Here is a 19,048-nt window from a genome sequence, read left to right on the forward strand (position 1 = left end):
GGGCGGTTCCGCCCTGCACTGCCACACTGGAAGCGGAGGCGCGCCATGATCGTCACGCACAACGGGTGGTCCCGCCGCTGGCGCGGGCCCGCCGCGGTGGCCGCCGGCGCGCTGCCCGCCCTCGCGTTCCCCGCTCCCGCGCTCTGGTGGTTCGCCTACGTGGCCCTGGTGCCCTGGATGCTGCTGCTGAGGTCGGCCCCCGGCGGGCGGCGGGCGGCCCTGGAGGGCTGGCTGGGCGGCGCCGGGTTCATCCTGGCCGTGCACCACTGGCTGCTGCCGAGCCTGCACGTGTTCCTGGTCCCGGTGGCGGCGCTGCTGGGGGTGCTGTGGATCCCCTGGGCGCTGCTGGTGCGGGAGCTGCTCGGCGGCCGTCCCTCGGCGGGCCGGGCGGCCGGGGCGCTGGTCCTCGTGCCGGCGGGGTGGCTGTTGTCGGAGCTGGTCCGGTCCTGGCAGGGGCTGGGCGGGCCGTGGGGGCTGCTGGGGGCCAGTCAGTGGCAGGTGGCGCCCGCGCTGCGGCTGGCCTCGGTGGGCGGGGTGTGGCTGATCAGTCTGCTGGTGGTGGCGGTGAACTGCGCCGGGGTGCTGCTGGTCGCCGTGCCGGGGGCGCGGGTCCCGGCGGTGGCCGGGCTCACGGGCTGTGCGCTGCTGACGGGTGCGGTGTGGGTGTGGGCGGGCCGGCCGGCGGAGTCGGGCGGGCTGCGCGTGGCCGTCGTACAGCCGGGTCCGGTGCCCGACGGCCCGGACAGCGTGGAGCGGCGGTTCACGGCCGGTGAGCGGCTGACCCGGCCGCTGGCCGGGCAGCGGGTGGACCTGGTGGTGTGGGGCGAGAGCAGCGTGGGCGAGGACCTGTCGGCCCGCCCGGACCTGGCCCGCCGGCTCGCCGCGCTGTCGGCGGAGGTCGGGGCTCCGCTGCTGGTGAACGTGGACGCGCGGCGGGCGGACCGGCCCGGGATCTACAAGAGCGCGGTGCTGGTCGGCCCCGGCGGCCCGACGGGTGACCGGTACGACAAGATGCGGCTGGTCCCCTTCGGGGAGTACGTGCCGGCCCGGTCGCTGCTGGGCTGGGCGACCTCGGTCGGCAGGGCGGCCGGCGAGGACCGCATGCGCGGGGGCGCTCCGGTCGTCATGGACCTGCCGGGACAGCGGGACGGGGAGGCGGTCGTCCGGCTCGGCCCGCTGGTCTGCTTCGAGTCCGCGTTCCCCGACATGAGCCGGCGCCTGACCCGCGACGGCGCCTCCCTGCTGATCGCCCAGTCGGCGACCTCCACCTTCCAGGAGAGCTGGGCGCCGGCCCAGCACGCCTCGCTGGCGGCCCTGCGGGCGGCCGAGAACGGCCGGCCGATGGTGCATGCCACCCTGACGGGGGTCAGCGTCGTGAACGGCCCCTCCGGCGAGCGGATCGGCGCCGCCCTGCCGACGTCGGCGCGGACCGCGCAGGTGTACGAGGTGCCGCTCGCCCGGGGCTCGACCCTCTACGTCCGTTTCGGGGACTGGCCGGTATCCGCCGCCCTCGCCGCCCTGGCCCTCTACTGCGGTGCGGCGGGCGGCCGTCGGCTCACAAGGCCTTCTGCTCCTGCGCAAGAGCCGAGTTCACCACCAGCTCGCACAGCTCGTGGGTGAGCAGGGCGTCGCGCGCACTGAGCGTCCGGCCCGCCGCGACCGCCTCCAGGAAGTGGTCCACCACCTGCTCGATGCCGCGCTGGCGGGCGACGGACACCCAGTCCCCGCGCCGCCGCACGGTCGGCTGGCCCTTGTGGTCGATGACCTCGGCGAGGTTGACGACCTGCCGCTTGGTGTCCCGGCCCGACACCTCCAGGACCTCCTCGTTGGATCCGGACAGGCGGTTCATGATGCCGAGCGCGCTGAAGCCGGCGCCGGAGAGATGGAGCACCACCTGGTGCATCCGGCCGTCGCGCACCACGGCGCGCACGTCGGTGTGCTCGGCCTCGCCCGGCAGCAGGAAGCGCAGGGTGTCGACGACGTGGATGAAGTCGTCGAGCACGAGGGTGCGCGGGTCCTCGGGCAGCCCGATCCGGTTCTTCTGCATGACGATCAGCTCGCGCGGGTGGTCGGCGCACTGCGCGTAGCCGGGCGCGTAACGGCGGTTGAAGCCGACGGCGAGCGACACCCCGCGCTCCTCGGCCAGTTCGACCAGGTGCCGTGACGCCGTCAGCTCGTAGGCGAGCGGCTTGTCCACGTACGTCGGTACGCCGGCTTCCAGCAGCCGGGTGACGATCTCGGGGTGGGAGGCGGTCGGCGCGTGCACGAAGGCCGCGTCCAGCCCCTCGGCGAGCAGGGCGTCGAGCTCGGTGTGCCGGTACGCAGCCGGGACGCGGTGGAGCGCGCCGACCCGTTCCAGGGTCCCGGGGGTGCGGGTCTGCAGGTGCAGCTCGATGTCCGGGCGGGTGGTGAGGACGGGCAGGTACGCCTTCTGCGCGATGTCGCCGAGTCCGATGCAGCCGACCTTCACCGGGGCCTCCAAATTCGGTCCTTGTGGGATCTCGGCAGCTTAATCCCTGGTGGCCGGGGGCTCGGTTCGCCGAGGATGATCCTCATGACCACCAGTTCAGGATCACACCGCACCGAACCCGCCACCACCGCCGCCGAGCGGGAGATGCTCGACGGCTGGCTCGACTACCACCGTCAAACCCTTCTGTGGAAGTGCGAGGGGCTGCGGGACGAGGAACTGCGCAGCACCCCGCTCGCCCCTTCCGAGTTGAGCCTCCTGGGCCTCGTACGGCACATGGCGGAGGTGGAGCGGTACTGGTTCCGGGAGATCATGCTGGGCGAGGACCTTCCCGAGCTGTACGTCACGGACGAAGACCGGGACGGGGACTTCCACTTCACCGAGGCGGCCACCTGGGCCGAGACCGAGCGGGAGTGGCGGGCCGAGGTCGAACTCGCGCGCCGGGCCGCCGCGGGCCGCTCGCTCGACCTGCGCTCGCGGGCCGAGAGCCACCACCGCGGCGAGGTGTTCAGCCTGCGCTGGGTCTACACGCACATGATCGAGGAGTACGCGCGCCACAACGGGCACGCGGACCTGCTGCGCGAGCACATAGACGGCGCCACCGGCGAGTGAGCCGCGGCGCGGCCCGGGGGGCGGGTGTCCGCCGGTCACCCCGCCGCGCGTCACCCGTGCGGGGTGAATATGGGCTCCCGGTTTTCACAACGGGGTCCTCGCACAGCAGAGTTGCGCGGGTGCATCCAACGCGAACCACGACAAAGCTGCTCCTGGGAGTCGCCTGCGCCGTTTCGGCGGTGTCGGGCTGTGTTCAAGTGAGCCCCGGACCCGTGCAGCCCGCGGCGGCCCCCGCCGCGGGGCCGCCCCGGCACGAGCCGCGCAGCGGGCCGGGGGCCGCCCCGGTGGCCGTCCGGGCGCCCGCCCTGGAGGCGCTGGAGGCGGTCGAGGCGGCCCCGGAGCAGCCCGCGAGCCCGGCGGTCGCGGCCCCCGCCGTGCGGGCCGCCGGGCGGCCCGCACAGGAAGCCTCCGGCGGGCCCGTGCAGGGCTCTCCGCCGGTACCCGACATCCCGGAGCCCCGGCGGGCCGCCGAAGCCGCTCAGGGGCATCCTGACGGCCCCCGTCGCCGTGCCCGGCCCGACACCGGGGCGGAGCGTGAGCTCGTGCGGAAGCTGCCGGTGCGGCCGGCCGACGTCTGCGCGCTGGGCCGCCGCCACGGCCGCTGGCATCCCGACAGTCCGGAGGCCCGGATCTGCGCGGGCGTCCACGGCGGCTGACCGAAGGCGGCCGGAGGCGGAACCAGGACCTGTCGTCGACGTAGCGCCGGTCAGGCCCGCGGCGCCCGGCATCGCACGGCGGAGGGCGCCCGAGCAGTGGACGTACTCGGGCGCTCCGACAACGCGGCGAGGTGCCGTGCCGGGCGCCCCGGGCCGGGCGGGACACCCCCTAGCCCTGTTCGGGGAAGGGGCGGGGGCCGGGGCCCGGCCCCGCTTCCCCGGCGAGGCGGCGCTCCAGCCGTGCGATGCCCGCCCGTACGCCGTTGCCGTAGCCGTCGTCCGCCAGCGCCCCGGAGGCCGCGCGGGCCCGCGCCAGGTGGACCCGGGCGGCATCCGGCCGCTGCAGCTTCAGGTAGTCGGCGGCCAGGCTGAGGTGCAGGGACGGGTAGAAGACGCGCATCGCGGGGCGCGGTTCCCGCTGCACCGCGCGCCCGTCCCCGCAGCCGGTGCCGGGCCCGTCGCGCGAGGCGTCGGCGGCGGTCAGGGCCCGCAGGTCCCAGGCCAGCTCGTCGGCGGGATCGTCCTGGGCGTCGGCCATGTAGTGGGCGAGGGTGCACCGGTGCAGGCAGTCGCCCTCCTCGCCGATCTCCTGCCAGATCTCGCCGAGCCGGTTGCGTGCCTCCTCGCGGTCCCCTGCGTGCAGCAGGATGACCGCCTGGCCGATCCTCGTCATGACGGCGTCCTCCGACGCCGACGCCTCCTGCTGCTCGGTCACCGCGGCCTCCGGCTCGCTCTGCCAGACCTGCGCCGGTCTGATCATCAAGAAGCTAGCCGGAGGCACCGGCGATGGCGCCGAGGCGCGGTGGGACGTCAGCCGAGGTCCGGGATCCGCCAGTCGATCGGCTCATGTCCCTGGGCGGCGATGGCCTCGTTGATCTGGGTGAAGGGCCGGGAGCCGAAGAACTTCTTGGCCGACAGCGGCGAGGGGTGGGCGCCCTTGACGATCACGTGCCGCTCCTCGTCGATGAGCGGGATCTTCTTCTGGGCGTAGGCGCCCCATAGGACGAACACGGCCGGGTCGGGGCGCTCGGAGACCGCGCGGATCACGGCGTCGGTGAACTTCTCCCAGCCCTTGCCCTTGTGCGAGTTCGGCTCGGCCTCGCGGACGGTGAGCACCGCGTTGAGCAGCAGGACGCCCTGCTGGGCCCACGGCATCAGATACCCGTTGTCCGGGACCTCCAGGCCGAGCTCCTCCTTCATCTCCTTGTAGATGTTGCGCAGCGAGGGCGGGGTCTTGACCCCGGGCTGCACGGAGAAGCACAGGCCGTGGCCCTGGCCGGCGCCGTGGTAGGGGTCCTGGCCGAGGACGAGGACCTTTACCTTCTCGAAGGGCGTGGCGTCCAGAGCCGCGAACACCTGCTCGCGGGGCGGGTAGACCGGCCCGTTCGCCCGCTCCTTCTCGACGAACTCGGTGAGCTCTTTGAAGTAGGGCTGGTCCAGCTCCCCGCCGAGGACGGGGAGCCAGGACTCGGGCAGCATCTGGGTCACGGCGACAACCTCCGGTACAAGTTCGTGCAACTGCTCCTGAACCTACCGGGGGCCACTGACAACGCGTCGGCCGCCCGGGAGATCACCCGGGCGGCCCGGCGGCTACCAGCTGGTCTTGCGGTACAGCTCCCACATCTGCATGGCGGTCTGGGGGTCGAGGGCGCGCTCGGCGCCCGCGATGTCCTCGCGTGCGGCGACGTAGAGCTTGCCCTGCCACAGGGGCAGCAGGCGGACGTCCTCGGCGAAGATCTGCTGGGCCTTCTCGAACTGCTGGACCCCGGTGGAGCGGTCGCTGTCGCGGCGGGACTTGGGCAGCAGTTCGGTGAGGATCTCGTTCTGCTCGTACGGGGTGCCGACCGCGTTCTCCTTGCCGACGAACGGCGCGATGAAGTTGTCCGGGTCCGGGAAGTCGGGGAACCAGCCTCGGCCGAAGACCGGGTACTCCTGGCCCTTGTAGCCCTCCTGGAAGGCCTTCCAGGGCTGGCTGCGCAGGGTGATCCGGAACAGGCCGCTCTCGTCCAGCTGCCGCTTGAGCTCGGTGAACTCCTCGGCGGTGGAGGAGCCGTAGCGGTCGGTGGTGTACCAGAAGGTCAGGTCGACCGGCTGGTTGATCCCGGCCTCCTTGAGGATCTTCTTGGCCTTGCCGACGTCCGCGGCGCCGTACTTGTCGTAGAACGGCGTCTTGTGGCCGACGACGCCCTTGGGAACCATCGAGTACAGCGGCTCCGCGGTGCCCTGGTAGACCTTGGAGACGAGGGTGCCGCGGTCGACGATCTGGGCGATCGCCTGGCGGACGGCCAGCTTGTTGACCGCCGGGTCCTTGGGGTTGAAGACCAGGTAGCGGATCTCGGCGCCGACGTTCTCGACGACCTGGACGCCCACCGCGTGCGCGTCGGGGCTCTGGAGGTCGGTGACCTGCGGGGCCGACAGGCCTCGGTAGGTGGCGTCCAGCTCCTTGGCCTTGAGGTCCGCGACCATCTTCTGGGAGTCCGCGTAGTAGCGGATGGTCACGGCCTTGTTCTGGCGGTTCGCGAAACCGGCATAGCCCTTGTTCTCGGACAGGACGGCCTCGCCGCCGTCCTTGTAGGAGTCCAGCAGGTAGGGGCCCGAGCCGGTGATCTTGCCGTCCTCCCGCACCTTGTCGGCGGGGTAGTCCTTGGGCGCGACCAGCGAGGCGGCGGGCGAGCCGAGGACGTACGGGAAGGTGGCGTCCGAGGTCTTCAGGTGGAAGACGACCGTCAGCGCGTCGGGGGTCTCGATCTTGTCGAGGCTGCCGAAGAGGTCCTTCGGGCCGACCTTGGAACCGATCGTCCGGATCCGGTCGAGGGAGTGCTTGACGGCCTTGGAGTCGAGGGGCTCGCCGTTGGAGAACTTCAGGCCCTTGCGCAGGGTGCACCGGTAGGCCTGGCTCGCGCCGTCGGTGAACTCGCAGTTCTGGGCGGCGTCCGGCTGGGGCTTGGTGGAGCCCGTGGGGAACGCCAGGAGGGTCTGGTAGACGTTCCGGTACAGCTCCCAGGAGCCGTCCCACGCCGCGGCGGGATCGAGGGTGCTGGGCGCGCTCGTGGTCCCTACGACGATCCGCTTCGCCTCGTCGCCGTCGTCATCCGACAGCAGGCCGCAACCGGCGAGCAGGGATATGGACGCAAGGGCCGCAGTGATCTGCAGGCATCTGGTCCGGTTGAACACGTGCACGCTCCTCGATCAGCCAGGGGTGCGGCAGACCCTACCGCAGTGCCCCACGAATCCAATGGGTTGGTTTCGTGAGGCACTTGACCGGTTCCGTGCATATTCGATACGTATTTGCCTCCCTTTCGGAGGCAAATACGTCCGATTATCGGTCAGTGAACCCCGGCATTGAGGAACATCCCACCGTCGACGACCAGAGTTTGGCCCGTGATCCATTCCGCTTGTGCAGATGTAAGAAACGCCGCGGCCCCGCCGATGTCCTCCGGGAGACCGAGCCGGCCGAGCGGATAGGCCGCCGCGGCCTCCTGTTCCCGGCCCTCGTAGAGCGCCTGGGCGAACTTGGTCTTGACCACCGCGGGGGCGATGGCGTTCACGCGGACCCCCGGCGCCATCTCGTGGGCGAGCTGGAGGGTGAGGTTGACCATGGCGGCCTTGCTCATCCCGTACGCGCCGATGAAGGGCGAGGCGGAGACGCCGGCGATCGACGCGATGTTCACGATCGCGCCGCCGTTCTCCTTCTGCCAGGCGTGCCAGGTCCGCTGGGCGAAGCCGAGCGCGGAGATCACATTGGTCTCGAAGACCTTCCGGGCGACCCCGAGGTCGAGGTCCGCGATCGGGCCGAAGACCGGATTGGTGCCCGCGTTGTTCACCAGGAAGTCGACCCGGCCGAAGGCCTCCATCGTGCGCTCGACGGCGTGGGCCTGGTGGGCCTCGTCGTGCGCCTTCCCGGTCACCCCGATCACCCGGTCGGCGCCGAGGCGCTCCACGGCCTCCTTGAGGGCCTCCTCGTTGCGTCCGGTGATGCAGAGCCGGTCGCCCCGGGCGACCAGCGTCTCGGCGATGCCGTAGCCGATGCCCCGGCTCGCCCCGGTGATCAGCGCGACCTTGCCGCTGTCGGTACCGCTGTAGGTCATGACGTGCGCCCTGCCTCTCGTTCGGTGCGTCAGTTGAGGGGGCCGCCGGCCACGTACATGACCTGGCCGGAGACGAAGCCGGCGGCCTCACCGGTGAAGAAGGCGATGGCGTTGGCGATGTCGTCCGGCCGGCCGACGCGCTGGACCGGGATCTGGGTGGCCGCGGCCGCCTGGAAGTCCTCGAAGCCCATGCCGACGCGGGCGGCCGTCTGCGCGGTCATCTCGGTGACGATGAAGCCGGGGGCGACGGCGTTGGCGGTGACGCCGAACTTGCCGAGCTCGATGGCGAGGGTCTTGGTGAAGCCCTGCAGACCGGCCTTGGCGGCCGAGTAGTTGACCTGGCCGCGGTTGCCGAGGGCCGAGCTGCTGGAGAGGTTCACGATCCGGCCGAACTTCGCCTCCACCATGTACTTCTGACACGCCTTCGACATCAGGAAGGCGCCGCGCAGGTGCACGTTCATGACGGTGTCCCAGTCGGTCTCGCTCATCTTGAAGAGCAGATTGTCGCGCAGCACGCCCGCGTTGTTGACCAGGATGGTGGGAGCGCCGAGTTCGGCGGCGACGCGCTCGACGGCCGCCTCCACCTGGGCCCCGTCCGAGACGTCGCAGCCGACCGCCAGCGCCCGGCCGCCGGCCGCCGTGATGGCCTCGACGGTGTCCTTGCAGGCCGCCTCGTCGAGGTCGAGTACGGCGACGGCGCGGCCCTCGGCGGCCAGGCGCACGGCGGTGGCCGCGCCGATGCCCCGGGCCGCCCCGGTCACGATGGCGACGCGCTGCTCGGTGGTGGACATGCTGGTTCTCCTCGCCCTTGAGAGACGGCCGCCCAGAGGTGAGCAACCGCTTAGTAGCTTCAGCTGAGGAGACGCTAGGAGCCCTGGCACCCCGTGTCAACGGCCGCCGGTACGATACCGGCCGGGGACCCGCCCTCAGCGGACGAGGAGGTCCAGGAGCCGTTCCACCTCCGCCGCGGGGTCGGCCGTCAGGCCGGTGTGCACCGGCCCCGGCTGCACCACCGTGCTGCGCGGGGCGATCAGCCAGCGGAACCGGCGGCCCGCGTCGTCACCCGCCGCCTGCCCGGCCGCCTCGCCGCCGCCGCACACGCCCTCGACCCCGCGCAGGGCGGCCCGTACGCCGGCCACGTCGGCCCCCGGGTCCAGCGCGAGGAGCTTCGCCTCGTCGAGGTGGGTGCGGGCGGCCACGTAGGAATGCGCCCGGCAGTAGACGATCACGCCGGCGTTGAAACACTCGCCGCGTTCCATCCGGGGCACCACGCGCACCAGTGCGTACTCGAACACGTCCCGCTCGGTCACTCGTCGCCGCTCTTCTTCTTGTCGGTCTTGTGGGGCCATTCCGGCAGGTGGTCGGTGAGCCAGCCGGGAGGTCCGGCCGACGCCTTCACCTCGGCCTCCAGCGAGATCCTCTCGTGGATCGTGGCCGCGCGCGGCAGCAGCGCCTCCACGTAGGCGCGGCGCAGCGCGTCGGTGGAGTCGAATCCCGGCTCGTCGACCAGCCACTCGTCCGGGACCTCGGCGGTGACCTCGGTGAGCAGTTCCTCGGTGACCAGCGGGGCGAGTGCGGCGGCCGCCGCCCCGATGTCCGGGCCCGCGGGGGCCAGTACGTGGTCGGAGGCGTTGTACGGCTTGGCGGCGGCCGCCTGGGCCGTGGGCCAGTTGTGGTGCCAGATCATGGTGGCGCCGTGGTCGATGAGCCAGAGGTCCCCGTGCCAGACCAGCATGTTCGGGTTGCGCCAGGACCGGTCGACGTTGTTGATCAGGGCGTCGAACCAGACCACGCGCCCGGCCTCGACCGGGTCCACCCGGTAGGCGAGCGGGTCGAAGCCGATGGAGCCCGGCAGGTAGTCCATGCCGAGGTTGAGGCCGCCGCTGGCCTTGAGCAGCTCCTGGACCTCCTGGTCGGGCTCGGCGAGCCCGATCACGGGGTCGAGCTGCATCTGCACCAGCGTGGGGACCCTGAGTCCCAGCCGCTGGGCCAGGCGGCCGCAGATGACCTCGGCGACCAGGGTCTTGCGGCCCTGGCCGGCTCCGGTGAACTTCATGACGTAGGTGCCGAGGTCGTCGGCCTCGACGATGCCGGGAAGCGAGCCGCCTTCACGCAGGGGCGTCACATAGCGGGTCGCGATCACTTCTGTGAGCATTTTCCCAGGCTATAGGGCGAACAAGGTGCACGATCAAAGGATTTTCCCGCTCGGGGCGAATAGGGGCGAACCGTCCCCGCCGGCTCACCCCGACGGGGTGTCCGCGGCCTTGCCGGAGGGCTGGACCGCCGGGATGCGCTGGGTGAAGAAGAGCGCGATGAGCGCGGCGAAGGCCAGGACGGAGAGCGCCGCGCACAGGCCGTCGACCCGGGCCTCCTCGTTCGCTTCCAGGGCGGCGTCGGTCACCTCGGGGCTGACGCCGGCCTCGGCGAGCGCGCTCTCCAGCTGGGCGTCCGAGAGGAAGGGCGCCCCGCTCGCGAGCCGGACGGTCGCCTGGCTCTTGACCGAGCTGGGGACGGCCGGGTTCTCCGTGACGCTGGTCAGGAAGGAGGACGTGAGCGTCGCGATCATGATGGATCCGGCGAGGGCCGTACCGATGGACGAGCCGAGGTTGGTGACGGCGTTCTGGACGCCTCCGACCTCCGCGGACTGTGCCTGCGGCACCGCGGACACGGTGACCGCGCCCAGCTGGGACGCGAGGGCGCCCATGCCGAACCCGATCAGCAGCAGCGGGACGGTGACCACCTCCGCTCCCGCGTCCACGTCGAGCGCGCCCAGCAGGACCACCGCTCCGACGAGCAGGGCGAGGGTCCCGAGCCGGACCACGCGCCGCGGTGAGACGTGCGGGAGGAAGCGCGGGATCAGGGTCGCGGCCGCCAGCAGCGTGATCGACAGGGGCAGCAGCCGGGCACCGGTCGCCAGGGCGGACAGGCCCAGCGCGACCGACAGGTAGAGCGGGACGACGAAGAAGACGCCCATCATCACGAGGTACTGGAAGAAGAACATGGTCAGCCCGCCGGTGAGCTGCTTGTTCTGCAGCATGGCCGGGTCGACGAGCGGCTCCTTCCGCCGCTGCACCAGCCGGCCCTCCCAGCGCAGGAAGAGCCAGACCAGGAAGAGCCCCAGCAGCATCAGCCACACGGTCGGCGACACCCCGAACCAGGCGGGCCCGCCCTCCTTCGGCCTGAACCAGCCCCACTCGTCCGACCGGAGCACTCCGTAGACGAAGGTCCCGAGCCCGAGCGCCGACAGGACGACGCCGACGAGGTCGATGCGCGGGCGTTCCTCGCTCACGGCGTCCGCGATGGGGCGGGCGAGCACGAGGATGCCGGCCACCATCAGCACCTCGCCGGCGAAGACCCACCGCCAGGAGAAGTAGGTCGTGGCGATCCCGCCGATGAGGGGCCCCAGCGCGATGGCGATGGCACCGGCCGCCGCCACGAGGCCGTAGGCGGCGGGGCGGCGTTCGGCGGGGAAGTTCCCGGCGACGAGGGCCACGATCGCGGGCAGGATGAGCGCCGCCCCGACCCCTTCCAGAAACGACCAGCCGATCAGCAGCACGGTGAGGTTCGGTGCGATCGAGGTGACGAGGGAGCCGCAGCCGTAGATCACGCAGCCGATCAGGAAGGCGCGTTTGCGGCCGATCAGCACCCCGACCTTGCCACCGGGGATCATGAGCATGGCCATCACGAGGGTGTAGGCGGTGATGGCGCCCTGGATGCCGGTCACGGTCGTGCCGAGGTCCCCGGCGACGGTGGCGATGGAGACGTTCATGACGGAGCTGTCGAGCGCCATCAGGAACTGGCCCGCCGCGAGCGTCATCAGGACGAGTCGCGCCTTCGCGGGGTTGCCGGTCGCCGTCCCTGCCCTGGATGCCATGGCTGCATGCTTCCAGCCGTCCGCGGGAGCGGCCGGACGACCCGCCCGGGAGTCAGCCGGACGGACAGTCGGCGACCGGATCGTCGTGGACGAGGGCGCAGACCATCCGGTCGCCGCGCCGGTTCTCGGGGTAGGCGGCGCGGAGCTCCTCCTCGAAGGCCTTCCACTGCCGGGTGATCTCGGCCGTGGCCCCCGCGGTGGCGCGGCGGAAGTTGTCGCCCGTCTGCGCCCGGGCGGACGCGGGCGTGTCCTTGTTCAGGTCCCGGTTGTGGGCCACGCGGCCGGCGCAGCCGGCGGGCTTGACCCCGGTGGAGTCGAAGTCCGGATAGCAGCCGCTCGCGAGGTCCTCGGGGACGACCGCCCGGACCTCCCGGCTCCAGTCGGCGTCCTTCATCCCGCTGTAGCGGCGGATGTCGAAGAACGGGACGGCCCCGGTACGTCCCAGCCCCGGCGGGTTGGCGACCCCGGCCGGGCCGGGTGCGGCCTCGTCGGTCCAGTTGGAGTGCGAGTAGAAGTCCTCGAGCTGGTGCCAGCCTCGGCCGAGCTGTTCCAGGACGGCGCACTTGGCCGGTGCGGGCCGCTCGTCCCAGGTGCAGTGCGCGGACAGGTCGGTCTGGTCGGCGCGCACCCTGCCGCCGGCGTCGACGAGGCCGTCGGCCGCCCGTACGGCCTTGCGGAACCGCGCCACGGAGGTGCCGACGCAGGCGACGAGCTCGGTGGTGGCCTCGTCCCGGGTACGGGGGTAGCCGGGGGCGTGGCGCGGCGAGAGGTAGTCGGCGTTGTCGCAGTGCAGCGGGCCGAGCTCGAAGTACGGGGGCCGGTCGTTGGCGTTGACCGCCCCCTCGCGGGCGTCGGCCATCTCGGTGAGCGTGGCGGGCTGCCACGGCAGGGCGCGCCGGGTGATGTCCTCGTGGTTGTCGCCCGTGAAGGCATGGGCCGGACCGCTCGGCAGGACGACGAGGGCGGCGAGAGTGGCGAGCGCGGTGAGAGCGGTGAGCGCGGCCGCCGGGAGGACCGCGGCGGCGCGGGCCGGTGGTGCGGGGCTCGGTCTCTTCACGGCAGGCTCCCGGCTCGGTTCCGGCGAGGGTGCTTCCATGCTGCGCACCGCCGACCGTCCCCGCACCCCCGGCCGTACGCGGGCTCCCCGGCGGCACCGCGTAGGGCGTCCGTCTCCGTCCCGCACGGTGGCCGCCGGGCGCCCTCGCGCGCCCGGCGGGCGGCAGCCCTAGAGTTGAGGGCGAGGTGGCGTGCCGGGACTCGGGGCGGCCGCTCCCTTGGCCCAGTCCCCGCGCCAGGGCGCGACAACCCCAGGAGGGCATGCGACATGTCCACTGCATCTGAAACCCCGGTTCTGGACACCCTCGCCGCCATGACGGTCGATTCCCTCGAGCGGTGCGGGCTGGACCCGTCCATGCTCCTCATGACCCGGATCGCGGCGCTCGCCGCCTCGGACGCTCCCCCGATCTCCTACCTCGCCCACATCGACCCCGCGCTCAAGGCCGGCCTGACGGCGGAGCAGTTGCAGGACGTCCTGGTCGCCATCGCGCCCATCGTCGGCACCGCCCGTGTGATGACGGCGGCGGGCAACATCACCAGGGCGCTCGGCGTGGCGATCGCCGTCGCCGAGGCGGAGGCTCAGGCCGAGATGGACGCCATGGGCTGACCCGGAACGACAGCCGGACCGGTCGGGTGACCGACCGGTCCGGCCCGGTCCGGCCCCGGCCGGGCGGTCCGTGAGCCGTCACCGCCGTCCGTCGGGCGGGGCGGTCACGCCGACAGGCAACAGACAGGCGCACAGACAGGCACGCAGGCGGCACGCAGCAGCAGACAGCAGGCAGCAGGCAGCAGGCAGATCAGTCAGGCCAGGCACGATCAGGAGGGCCTCCATGTCCCGGAGTGCGATCACCGCGATGCGCGCGGTGCCCGGCGCCACGCCCGAGGAGCGCGCGGCCATGGGCAAGGACGCCCGCCGCCGGTGCCCCCGGTCGGGGCACGCCGTGTACCAGCCGTCCCCCGACCGGCCGGACCCCCTGAGCATCCTGGAGGCGCAGTCGGCGACACGGGTGCCCGAGCTGGTCCCGATCCGCTACGCCCGGATGACGGAGTCCCCGTTCCGCTTCTACCGGGGAGCCGCCGCGATCATGGCGTCCGACCTGGCCGGAACCCCGGCCTCGGGCATCGCCGCGCAGCTCTGCGGTGACGCGCATCTGCTGAACTTCCGCCTCCTGGCCTCGCCGGAGCGGCGGCTGATGTTCGACATCAACGACTTCGACGAGACGCTGCCCGGCCCCTGGGAGTGGGACGTCAAGCGGCTGTCCACGAGTCTCGTCATCGCCGCCCGGGCCAACGGCTTCGACGAGGCCGAACGCGCCCGCATCGTGAACTCGGCGGTGCGCTCGTACCGCGAGGCGATGACCGGTTTCGCCGGGATGGGGAATCTCGACGTCTGGTACGCGAAGACCGACGCGGAGGGTCTGCAGGCCCTCGTCACCGAACAGCTCGACAAGCGCGGCCGCAAGAAGCTGGCCACGGCGATGGCGAAGGCCCGGTCGCGCGACAGCCTGCAGGTCTTCGACAAGCTCACCGAGGTGGTCGACGGCCACCCCAGGATCGCGGCGGACCCCCCGCTGCTGGTGCCGCTCGCCGACCTGCTGCCGGACGACGAGCGCGACGAGCTGGTCGACCGGCTGGGCGCTCTGGTCGGCCACTACGGCCGCACGCTGGAGAGCAACCGCCGGGCACTGCTGGAGGACTACCGTCTGGTGGACGTCGCCCGCAAGGTGGTCGGCGTCGGCAGCGTCGGCACCCGCTGCTGGATCCTGCTCCTGCTCGGCAGGGACGGCCGCGACCCGTTGTTCCTCCAGGCCAAGGAGGCCGACACCTCTGTGCTCGCCGACCATGTCGGCACCAGCCAGTACGCGAACCAGGGCGAACGCGTGGTGTCGGGACAGCGGTTGATGCAGGCGGCGAGCGACATCTTCCTCGGCTGGGAGCGGGTGGACGGCATCGACGGCCGGAAGCGGGACTTCTACGTCCGCCAACTACGCGACTGGAAGGGCATCGCGATGCCGGAGACGATGTCGCCCGCGCAGCTGGAGACTTTCGGCAACGCGTGCGGGATGACCCTGGCCCGGGCGCACGCCCGCTCCGGCGACCGGGTGGCCATCGCCTCCTACCTCGGCCGGAGCGATGTCTTCGACCGGGCGCTCGCCGGGTTCGCGGAGGCGTACGCCGACCAGAACGAACGCGACCACCAGGCCCTGGTGGACGCGGTACGGGCCGGCCGTCTGCCCGCGCGGGAACTCCCGGCGGACTGACGGCGGGGCCGCGGACCCGCGGGGCCGGACGGCGCCATCCCCTCCTGCGGCGCCGGCCGGCGGGGGCTCCGGATCAGAACGCGAAGACGGCGTTGCCGTTGAGGGTCGCGGCCATGGTGCAGGAGTTGGCGAACGTGTGGTCCCAGGCCACGCGGCGGCCCTCCCACACGCCGACCGCGGACACGGTGACGGGGGCGTAGTGCATGGGGCACGCCCGGTCCGGGTTCGGCGTGGAGAGCAGCCGGTCGAACGTGCCGCCGGTGGACTTCAGGGCCGCGCACGCGGCCTTGGGGTCGGGGTGTGTCCCCTGGGCACCCGGCGCGCAGCTGACGGTGGTGGCGCGCAGGACGGTGGGTGCGGTCGCGTCGTCCCCCTGGGCGACGCTGAAGACCATGGCCGACGGGGCGTACAGGCTCTCGGGCTGGGCCTGCGCGATGCCGGCGGCCCCGGCCAGACAGAGGAGCGCGGCAGCGGAGACGGCGGCGGAGCGACGGTAACGCACGGGAAGACTCACTTTCGATTCTTTGGTTGAGCGCGATAATTTCTGTCGGTATCGCGCTCCGTTGCATCAAAGGCTCTCGGAGTCGAAGGCGCATTGCACATCGGCGACCGATTTACGGACACCTCGTCCGCATAGCGGTGATCGAATGACCGTTCGGGCAGCTCAGACGCGGTGCGACCATGCCGTCACCGTGCGCCACCATCGCAGGCCCCCGGCGATGACGTGCGGCGTTGCGGGCGCCGCACCGCCCCGGGGCGCCCCGGGTTCACCCGACGGCTACCCAGCTTGTCCGGATGTGTGCGCTCCGCGGCCACCCTCGGGGGCCCACCGACCGAGCAGTTCCTCGCTCGTGGTGATGGAGGCCACCAGCGCGAGCGAGTTGCGGATGACCTCGGCGGTGCAGGTGGCGGGCACTCCGGCGATGGCGTCGGCGGGCACCACGACCCGGTAGCCGAGGTTCACGGCGTCGAAGACGGTGTTCGGGATGGCGATGTTGGAGGAGACCCCGGTGACCACGAGGGTGCGGATTCCGAGGTTGCGCAGGAGCGCGTCCAGGTCGGTGCCGGCCAGGGGGGAGAGACCGTGCAGGCGGCGCACGACGAGGTCCCGCTCGGCGACGGTGAGGGGCGCGGCGACCTCCACCGCATGGCTCCCGGTCAGCTGTCGCACGGGGAGCCGGCCGGCGGCCCGGAAGAGCCGCGCGTTGGTGTTCGCTCCGAGGCCGTCCGGCCGCCGCTCGGCGACCGCGTGCAGCACCTGTACGCCGGCTCCGCGCGCGGCCTCGACCAGTGCGGCGACCCGTCCCAGCATCCCGGAGTCCCGTGCCTCCTTGGCGAGTTCGGGCAGTGCGCTCTCCTCGCCCACGACGCCGTTCTGGCACTCGACGGTCAGCAGCGCGGTCGTGGCGGGATCGAGGTCCGGCATGACTCCCCCTGGCGTGGCGTCGGAAGAGCCCTCATGCTTCCTGACACACAGTCAGATGTGAAGGGGTGCGGTACCGATGGACGAGACTCAGCGGCGGGGCCGCCGCATCATGATGAGCGCGGCGGAGGTGGACGCGTTCCTGCGGGAGCGGAGGACCTGCCGGGTGGCGACGGTCTCCCCCGACGGACGCCCGCACGTGGGCGCCCTGTGGTTCGCGTGGGACGGCAGCTCGCTGTGGCTGTATTCGATCACGCGCAGCCGCCGCTGGGCGGACCTGCGCAAGGACCCGCGGATCTCGGTGGTCGTGGACGCGGGCGAGTCGTACGACGAGCTGCGCGGCGTGGAACTGTCCGGCAGCGCGGTCTTCGTGGGCGAGGCCCCGCGCACGGGCGAGCCCTGCCCCGAACTGGCCGAGGCCGAGCGGATCTTCCCGGTCAAGAACTTCGGGATCGAGGAGATGCCGCACGACGGACGGCACGCGTGGATCCGCCTGACCCCGGACACGGTCGTCTCCTGGGATTTCCGCAAGATCTGACGGCGCCTACGCGTGCCGGAGTTCGGCAGCCGCGGTCCGCAGGGCGTCGACCGCGGCCCGGATGGAGGGCCGGCGGTCGGCGTCCGCGCGCCAGACGGCGTACACGTGACGGCGCACGACGTCGCAGACGGGCAGCAGCCGCACGCCCGCCGGCACCGGGCCGCGGCCCAGTTTCGGCGCGACGCACACCCCGAGCCCGGCCTCGACGAAGGCCAGCTGGGTGTGGTGCTCCTCGGCGATGTGCGCGATGCGCGGCTCCATCCCGGTACCGCGCAGGGTGAACACCAGCCATTCGTGGCAGAACTGGCCCTCGTTCCAGGAGATCCATTCGTCGTCCGCGAACTCGGCGAGGGAGATCGAGGGCCGGTCCGCCAGCCGGTGGCCGGCCGGGACGGCGATGTCGACGGAGTCGTCCAGCAGGTGGGTCCGGGTGAGCTCGGGGGGCACCGGCATCCGCTTGTTGTGCCAGTCGATGGCGAGGGCCATGTCGAGGTCGCCCCGCACGACGGCGGCCATGCTCTCCTCGGGCTCCTGCTCGCGCACCCGGACCCGCAGGTCAGGGTGGCCGGTGCGGAGCGCGGACAGGGCCTGGGGCAGCAGTCCTCGCATGGCGGTGGGGAAGGCGCCGACGCGTAGCTCGCCGACGGCGCACCCGCGCTGCGCCTCGACGTCGGCCTGGGCCTGCTCGACCTGGGAGATGATCCGGGCCGCATGGGCGGCGAGCAGCCGGCCGGCGTCGGTGAGGCGGACCCCGCGGCCGTTCTTCGCCAGCAGCGGCTGGCCGACCTCGCGCTCCAGCTTGGCCATCTGCTGGGACACGGCGGAGGTGGTGACATGGAGTCCGTCGGCGGCGCCGCTGACCGAGCCGTGGCGGGCGAGGGCATCGAGGGTGCGCAGGCGTTCCAGGTTCAACATGTAAGCAATGCTACGCCGTCACCAGGAGAAACATTCGCTTGTCCTACGAAGTTGATACGAGCACAGTATGGGTCATGAGCGCACCCGCAGCCCCTCGGCCGAGCCTTCCGACGCCTTCACCGACCGACGCCGAAGCCGCCGCCACCGCGACCGCGCCGGCTTCGGCGTCGGCGGCGGTCACGACGGCGGCCACCCGTCGCCGCGGCCTGCTCGACTGGCGGGTGCGGTTCGCGATCCTCTCGGTGATCTGGGGCTTCAGCTTCCTGCTGATCAAGGTCGGCACCGAGGCGTACGCGCCCTTCCAGGTGGCCCTGGGCCGGGTCCTGTTCGGCGCGCTCGCGCTCGTCGCCGTACTCATGGTCCGCCGGGAGCCGCTCCCCCGCGGCCTGCGCACCTGGGGGCACCTCACCGTGGCGGCGCTGCTGCTCAACACCGCTCCGTTCTCGCTCTTCGCCTACGCCGAGCTGAGCATCCCCTCCAGTCTGGCCGGCATCTGCAACGCCACGTCCCCGCTCTGGGGCATGGCACTGTCGCTGGTCGCCCTCTCCGAGGACCGTCCGACGCGCCGCCGCTTCGCCGGTCTGGGCCTCGGCTTCCTCGGCGTGCTGACCGTGCTCGGCGCCTGGCACGGCTTCTCCGGCGTGGACGCCAAGGGCACCGCCTTCGCCCTGCTGGCCTCGCTCTGCTACCCCGTCGGCTGGATCTACGTCCGCCGTACGCTGGCCGGCACCCCCGGCTCTCCGGTGGCCCTGACCGGCGGCCAGCTCCTGGTCTCCACGTTCCAGCTCGCGCTGGTCAGTGCCCTGTTCACGTCGGCCCCGGCCTCGTTCCCGCTGTGGCCGACCCTCTCGGTGATCGCCCTGGGCGCCCTCGGCACCGGTATGGCCCTGCAGATGCAGTACGGCCTGGTGACGGAGGTCGGGCCGACCACCGCCCAGATGGTCACCTATTTCATCCCCGTCATCGCCACCACGGCGGGCGTCCTGGTCCTCGGCGAGCAGCTGAGCTGGAACACCCCGGTCGGCGCCGCGATCGTCCTGGCGGGCGCCGCCCTCACCCAGACCCGGCCGGCCCCCGGCAAGCCGGCCTGACGGCGCCCGCCCCGGTGGTCCCGTCGGCCGGGACCGCCGGGCGGGTGCGTCCGGCTCAGGTCGCACG

20 protein-coding genes are annotated in these 19,048 nt (G+C 72.3%); 7 read left to right on the top strand and 13 right to left on the bottom strand.

What is annotated here, in order from left to right:
- The first annotated feature begins 45 nt into the window (after positions 1–45).
- Entirely contained in the window at positions 46–1,620 is a 1,575-nt protein-coding gene (lnt, locus tag NRK68_RS05630; protein ID WP_257855239.1) for an apolipoprotein N-acyltransferase, read from the top strand.
- Here the strand turns inward: lnt and NRK68_RS05635 are convergent.
- Positions 1,556–2,470, bottom strand: coding sequence for a Gfo/Idh/MocA family protein (locus NRK68_RS05635; RefSeq protein ID WP_183069067.1), 915 nt, complete (start codon positions 2,468–2,470; stop codon positions 1,556–1,558). The genes lnt and NRK68_RS05635 overlap by 65 nt on opposite strands.
- Positions 2,471–2,554: 84 nt before the next feature.
- Here NRK68_RS05635 and NRK68_RS05640 point away from each other — a divergent pair, with 84 nt between their 5' ends.
- Entirely contained in the window at positions 2,555–3,079 is a 525-nt protein-coding gene (locus NRK68_RS05640; RefSeq protein ID WP_183068920.1) for a DinB family protein, read from the top strand.
- A 197-nt stretch (positions 3,080–3,276) separates the two neighbouring features.
- Entirely contained in the window at positions 3,277–3,735 is a 459-nt protein-coding gene (locus NRK68_RS05645) for a hypothetical protein (protein ID WP_257857990.1), read from the top strand.
- A 169-nt stretch (positions 3,736–3,904) separates the two neighbouring features.
- Here the strand turns inward: NRK68_RS05645 and NRK68_RS05650 are convergent, their stop codons facing one another.
- The 9 genes from NRK68_RS05650 to NRK68_RS05690 form a co-directional block, all read right to left on the bottom strand.
- Entirely contained in the window at positions 3,905–4,495 is a 591-nt protein-coding gene (locus NRK68_RS05650; RefSeq protein WP_257855240.1) for a hypothetical protein, read from the bottom strand.
- A 50-nt stretch (positions 4,496–4,545) separates the two neighbouring features.
- Positions 4,546–5,214, bottom strand: a complete 669-nt coding sequence (locus NRK68_RS05655) for a uracil-DNA glycosylase (protein ID WP_183069066.1) — start codon at positions 5,212–5,214, stop codon at positions 4,546–4,548.
- Positions 5,215–5,325: 111 nt separating this feature from the next.
- Complete coding sequence (locus tag NRK68_RS05660; RefSeq protein ID WP_183068918.1) at positions 5,326–6,909, bottom strand: ABC transporter substrate-binding protein; 1,584 nt, start codon at positions 6,907–6,909, stop codon at positions 5,326–5,328.
- A 152-nt stretch (positions 6,910–7,061) separates the two neighbouring features.
- Positions 7,062–7,823 (bottom strand): SDR family oxidoreductase, encoded by a 762-nt coding sequence (locus tag NRK68_RS05665; RefSeq protein ID WP_183068917.1) that lies wholly within the window; start codon positions 7,821–7,823, stop codon positions 7,062–7,064.
- A gap of 29 nt (positions 7,824–7,852) precedes the next feature.
- Positions 7,853–8,614, bottom strand: a complete 762-nt coding sequence (gene fabG, locus NRK68_RS05670) for a 3-oxoacyl-ACP reductase FabG (protein ID WP_030820472.1) — start codon at positions 8,612–8,614, stop codon at positions 7,853–7,855.
- A gap of 135 nt (positions 8,615–8,749) precedes the next feature.
- Positions 8,750–9,133, bottom strand: a complete 384-nt coding sequence (locus tag NRK68_RS05675) for a DUF3037 domain-containing protein (protein WP_257855242.1) — start codon at positions 9,131–9,133, stop codon at positions 8,750–8,752.
- Positions 9,130–9,978 carry a HipA family kinase gene (locus NRK68_RS05680; RefSeq protein WP_257855243.1) on the bottom strand — a complete coding sequence of 283 codons (849 nt, stop codon included), beginning with the start codon at positions 9,976–9,978 and terminating at the stop codon, positions 9,130–9,132. The genes NRK68_RS05675 and NRK68_RS05680 overlap by 4 nt, the downstream gene beginning before the upstream one ends.
- Positions 9,979–10,062: 84 nt before the next feature.
- Positions 10,063–11,697, bottom strand: a complete 1,635-nt coding sequence (locus NRK68_RS05685; RefSeq protein ID WP_257855244.1) for an MFS transporter — start codon at positions 11,695–11,697, stop codon at positions 10,063–10,065.
- Between the two features lie 52 nt (positions 11,698–11,749).
- On the bottom strand, positions 11,750–12,754 hold the full coding sequence (locus NRK68_RS05690) for a hypothetical protein (protein WP_257855245.1): 1,005 nt from the start codon (positions 12,752–12,754) through the stop codon (positions 11,750–11,752).
- Between the two features lie 267 nt (positions 12,755–13,021).
- Here NRK68_RS05690 and NRK68_RS05695 point away from each other — a divergent pair, with 267 nt between their 5' ends.
- Both NRK68_RS05695 and NRK68_RS05700 read left to right on the top strand, forming a co-directional pair.
- Entirely contained in the window at positions 13,022–13,360 is a 339-nt protein-coding gene (locus NRK68_RS05695) for a carboxymuconolactone decarboxylase family protein (protein WP_046780762.1), read from the top strand.
- Positions 13,361–13,583: 223 nt separating this feature from the next.
- Complete coding sequence (locus tag NRK68_RS05700) at positions 13,584–15,014, top strand: DUF2252 domain-containing protein (protein WP_257855246.1); 1,431 nt, start codon at positions 13,584–13,586, stop codon at positions 15,012–15,014.
- 73 nt (positions 15,015–15,087) lie between these two features.
- Here NRK68_RS05700 and NRK68_RS05705 read toward each other — a convergent pair whose 3' ends face one another.
- Both NRK68_RS05705 and NRK68_RS05710 read right to left on the bottom strand, forming a co-directional pair.
- Positions 15,088–15,516, bottom strand: a complete 429-nt coding sequence (locus tag NRK68_RS05705; RefSeq protein ID WP_257855247.1) for a subtilase-type protease inhibitor — start codon at positions 15,514–15,516, stop codon at positions 15,088–15,090.
- Positions 15,517–15,792: 276 nt separating this feature from the next.
- Positions 15,793–16,440: a cysteine hydrolase family protein gene (locus tag NRK68_RS05710; protein ID WP_183068911.1), complete on the bottom strand. Its 648-nt coding sequence runs from the start codon at positions 16,438–16,440 to the stop codon at positions 15,793–15,795.
- Between the two features lie 76 nt (positions 16,441–16,516).
- On the opposite strand from NRK68_RS05710, the gene NRK68_RS05715 reads away from it, so the two are divergent.
- Positions 16,517–16,975 (top strand): pyridoxamine 5'-phosphate oxidase family protein, encoded by a 459-nt coding sequence (locus NRK68_RS05715; protein WP_183068910.1) that lies wholly within the window; start codon positions 16,517–16,519, stop codon positions 16,973–16,975.
- Between the two features lie 6 nt (positions 16,976–16,981).
- Here the strand turns inward: NRK68_RS05715 and NRK68_RS05720 are convergent, their stop codons facing one another.
- On the bottom strand, positions 16,982–17,890 hold the full coding sequence (locus NRK68_RS05720; RefSeq protein ID WP_257855248.1) for a LysR family transcriptional regulator: 909 nt from the start codon (positions 17,888–17,890) through the stop codon (positions 16,982–16,984).
- Between the two features lie 74 nt (positions 17,891–17,964).
- On the opposite strand from NRK68_RS05720, the gene NRK68_RS05725 reads away from it, so the two are divergent.
- Positions 17,965–18,981 carry a DMT family transporter gene (locus NRK68_RS05725; protein WP_257855249.1) on the top strand — a complete coding sequence of 339 codons (1,017 nt, stop codon included), beginning with the start codon at positions 17,965–17,967 and terminating at the stop codon, positions 18,979–18,981.
- Positions 18,982–19,048: the final 67 nt, after the last annotated feature.

This window comes from Streptomyces yangpuensis, assembly GCF_024666385.1.
Classification (GTDB): Bacteria; Actinomycetota; Actinomycetes; order Streptomycetales; family Streptomycetaceae; genus Streptomyces; species Streptomyces yangpuensis.

Bases quoted from the DNA above. Each gene is read 5' to 3' on its own strand.
- NRK68_RS05680 (WP_257855243.1), bottom strand. From the start codon at position 9,978: ATGCTCACAGAAGTGATCGCGACCCGCTATGTGACGCCCCTGCGTGAA.
- NRK68_RS05655 (WP_183069066.1), bottom strand. From the start codon at position 5,214: ATGCTGCCCGAGTCCTGGCTCCCCGTCCTCGGCGGGGAGCTGGACCAG.
- NRK68_RS05725 (WP_257855249.1), top strand. From the start codon at position 17,965: ATGAGCGCACCCGCAGCCCCTCGGCCGAGCCTTCCGACGCCTTCACCG.
- NRK68_RS05720 (WP_257855248.1), bottom strand. From the start codon at position 17,890: ATGTTGAACCTGGAACGCCTGCGCACCCTCGATGCCCTCGCCCGCCAC.
- lnt (WP_257855239.1), top strand. From the start codon at position 46: ATGATCGTCACGCACAACGGGTGGTCCCGCCGCTGGCGCGGGCCCGCC.
- NRK68_RS05695 (WP_046780762.1), top strand. From the start codon at position 13,022: ATGTCCACTGCATCTGAAACCCCGGTTCTGGACACCCTCGCCGCCATG.
- NRK68_RS05700 (WP_257855246.1), top strand. From the start codon at position 13,584: ATGTCCCGGAGTGCGATCACCGCGATGCGCGCGGTGCCCGGCGCCACG.
- NRK68_RS05710 (WP_183068911.1), bottom strand. From the start codon at position 16,440: ATGCCGGACCTCGATCCCGCCACGACCGCGCTGCTGACCGTCGAGTGC.
- NRK68_RS05665 (WP_183068917.1), bottom strand. From the start codon at position 7,823: ATGACCTACAGCGGTACCGACAGCGGCAAGGTCGCGCTGATCACCGGG.
- fabG (WP_030820472.1), bottom strand. From the start codon at position 8,614: ATGTCCACCACCGAGCAGCGCGTCGCCATCGTGACCGGGGCGGCCCGG.
- NRK68_RS05640 (WP_183068920.1), top strand. From the start codon at position 2,555: ATGACCACCAGTTCAGGATCACACCGCACCGAACCCGCCACCACCGCC.
- NRK68_RS05715 (WP_183068910.1), top strand. From the start codon at position 16,517: ATGGACGAGACTCAGCGGCGGGGCCGCCGCATCATGATGAGCGCGGCG.
- NRK68_RS05685 (WP_257855244.1), bottom strand. From the start codon at position 11,697: ATGGCATCCAGGGCAGGGACGGCGACCGGCAACCCCGCGAAGGCGCGA.
- NRK68_RS05650 (WP_257855240.1), bottom strand. From the start codon at position 4,495: ATGATCAGACCGGCGCAGGTCTGGCAGAGCGAGCCGGAGGCCGCGGTG.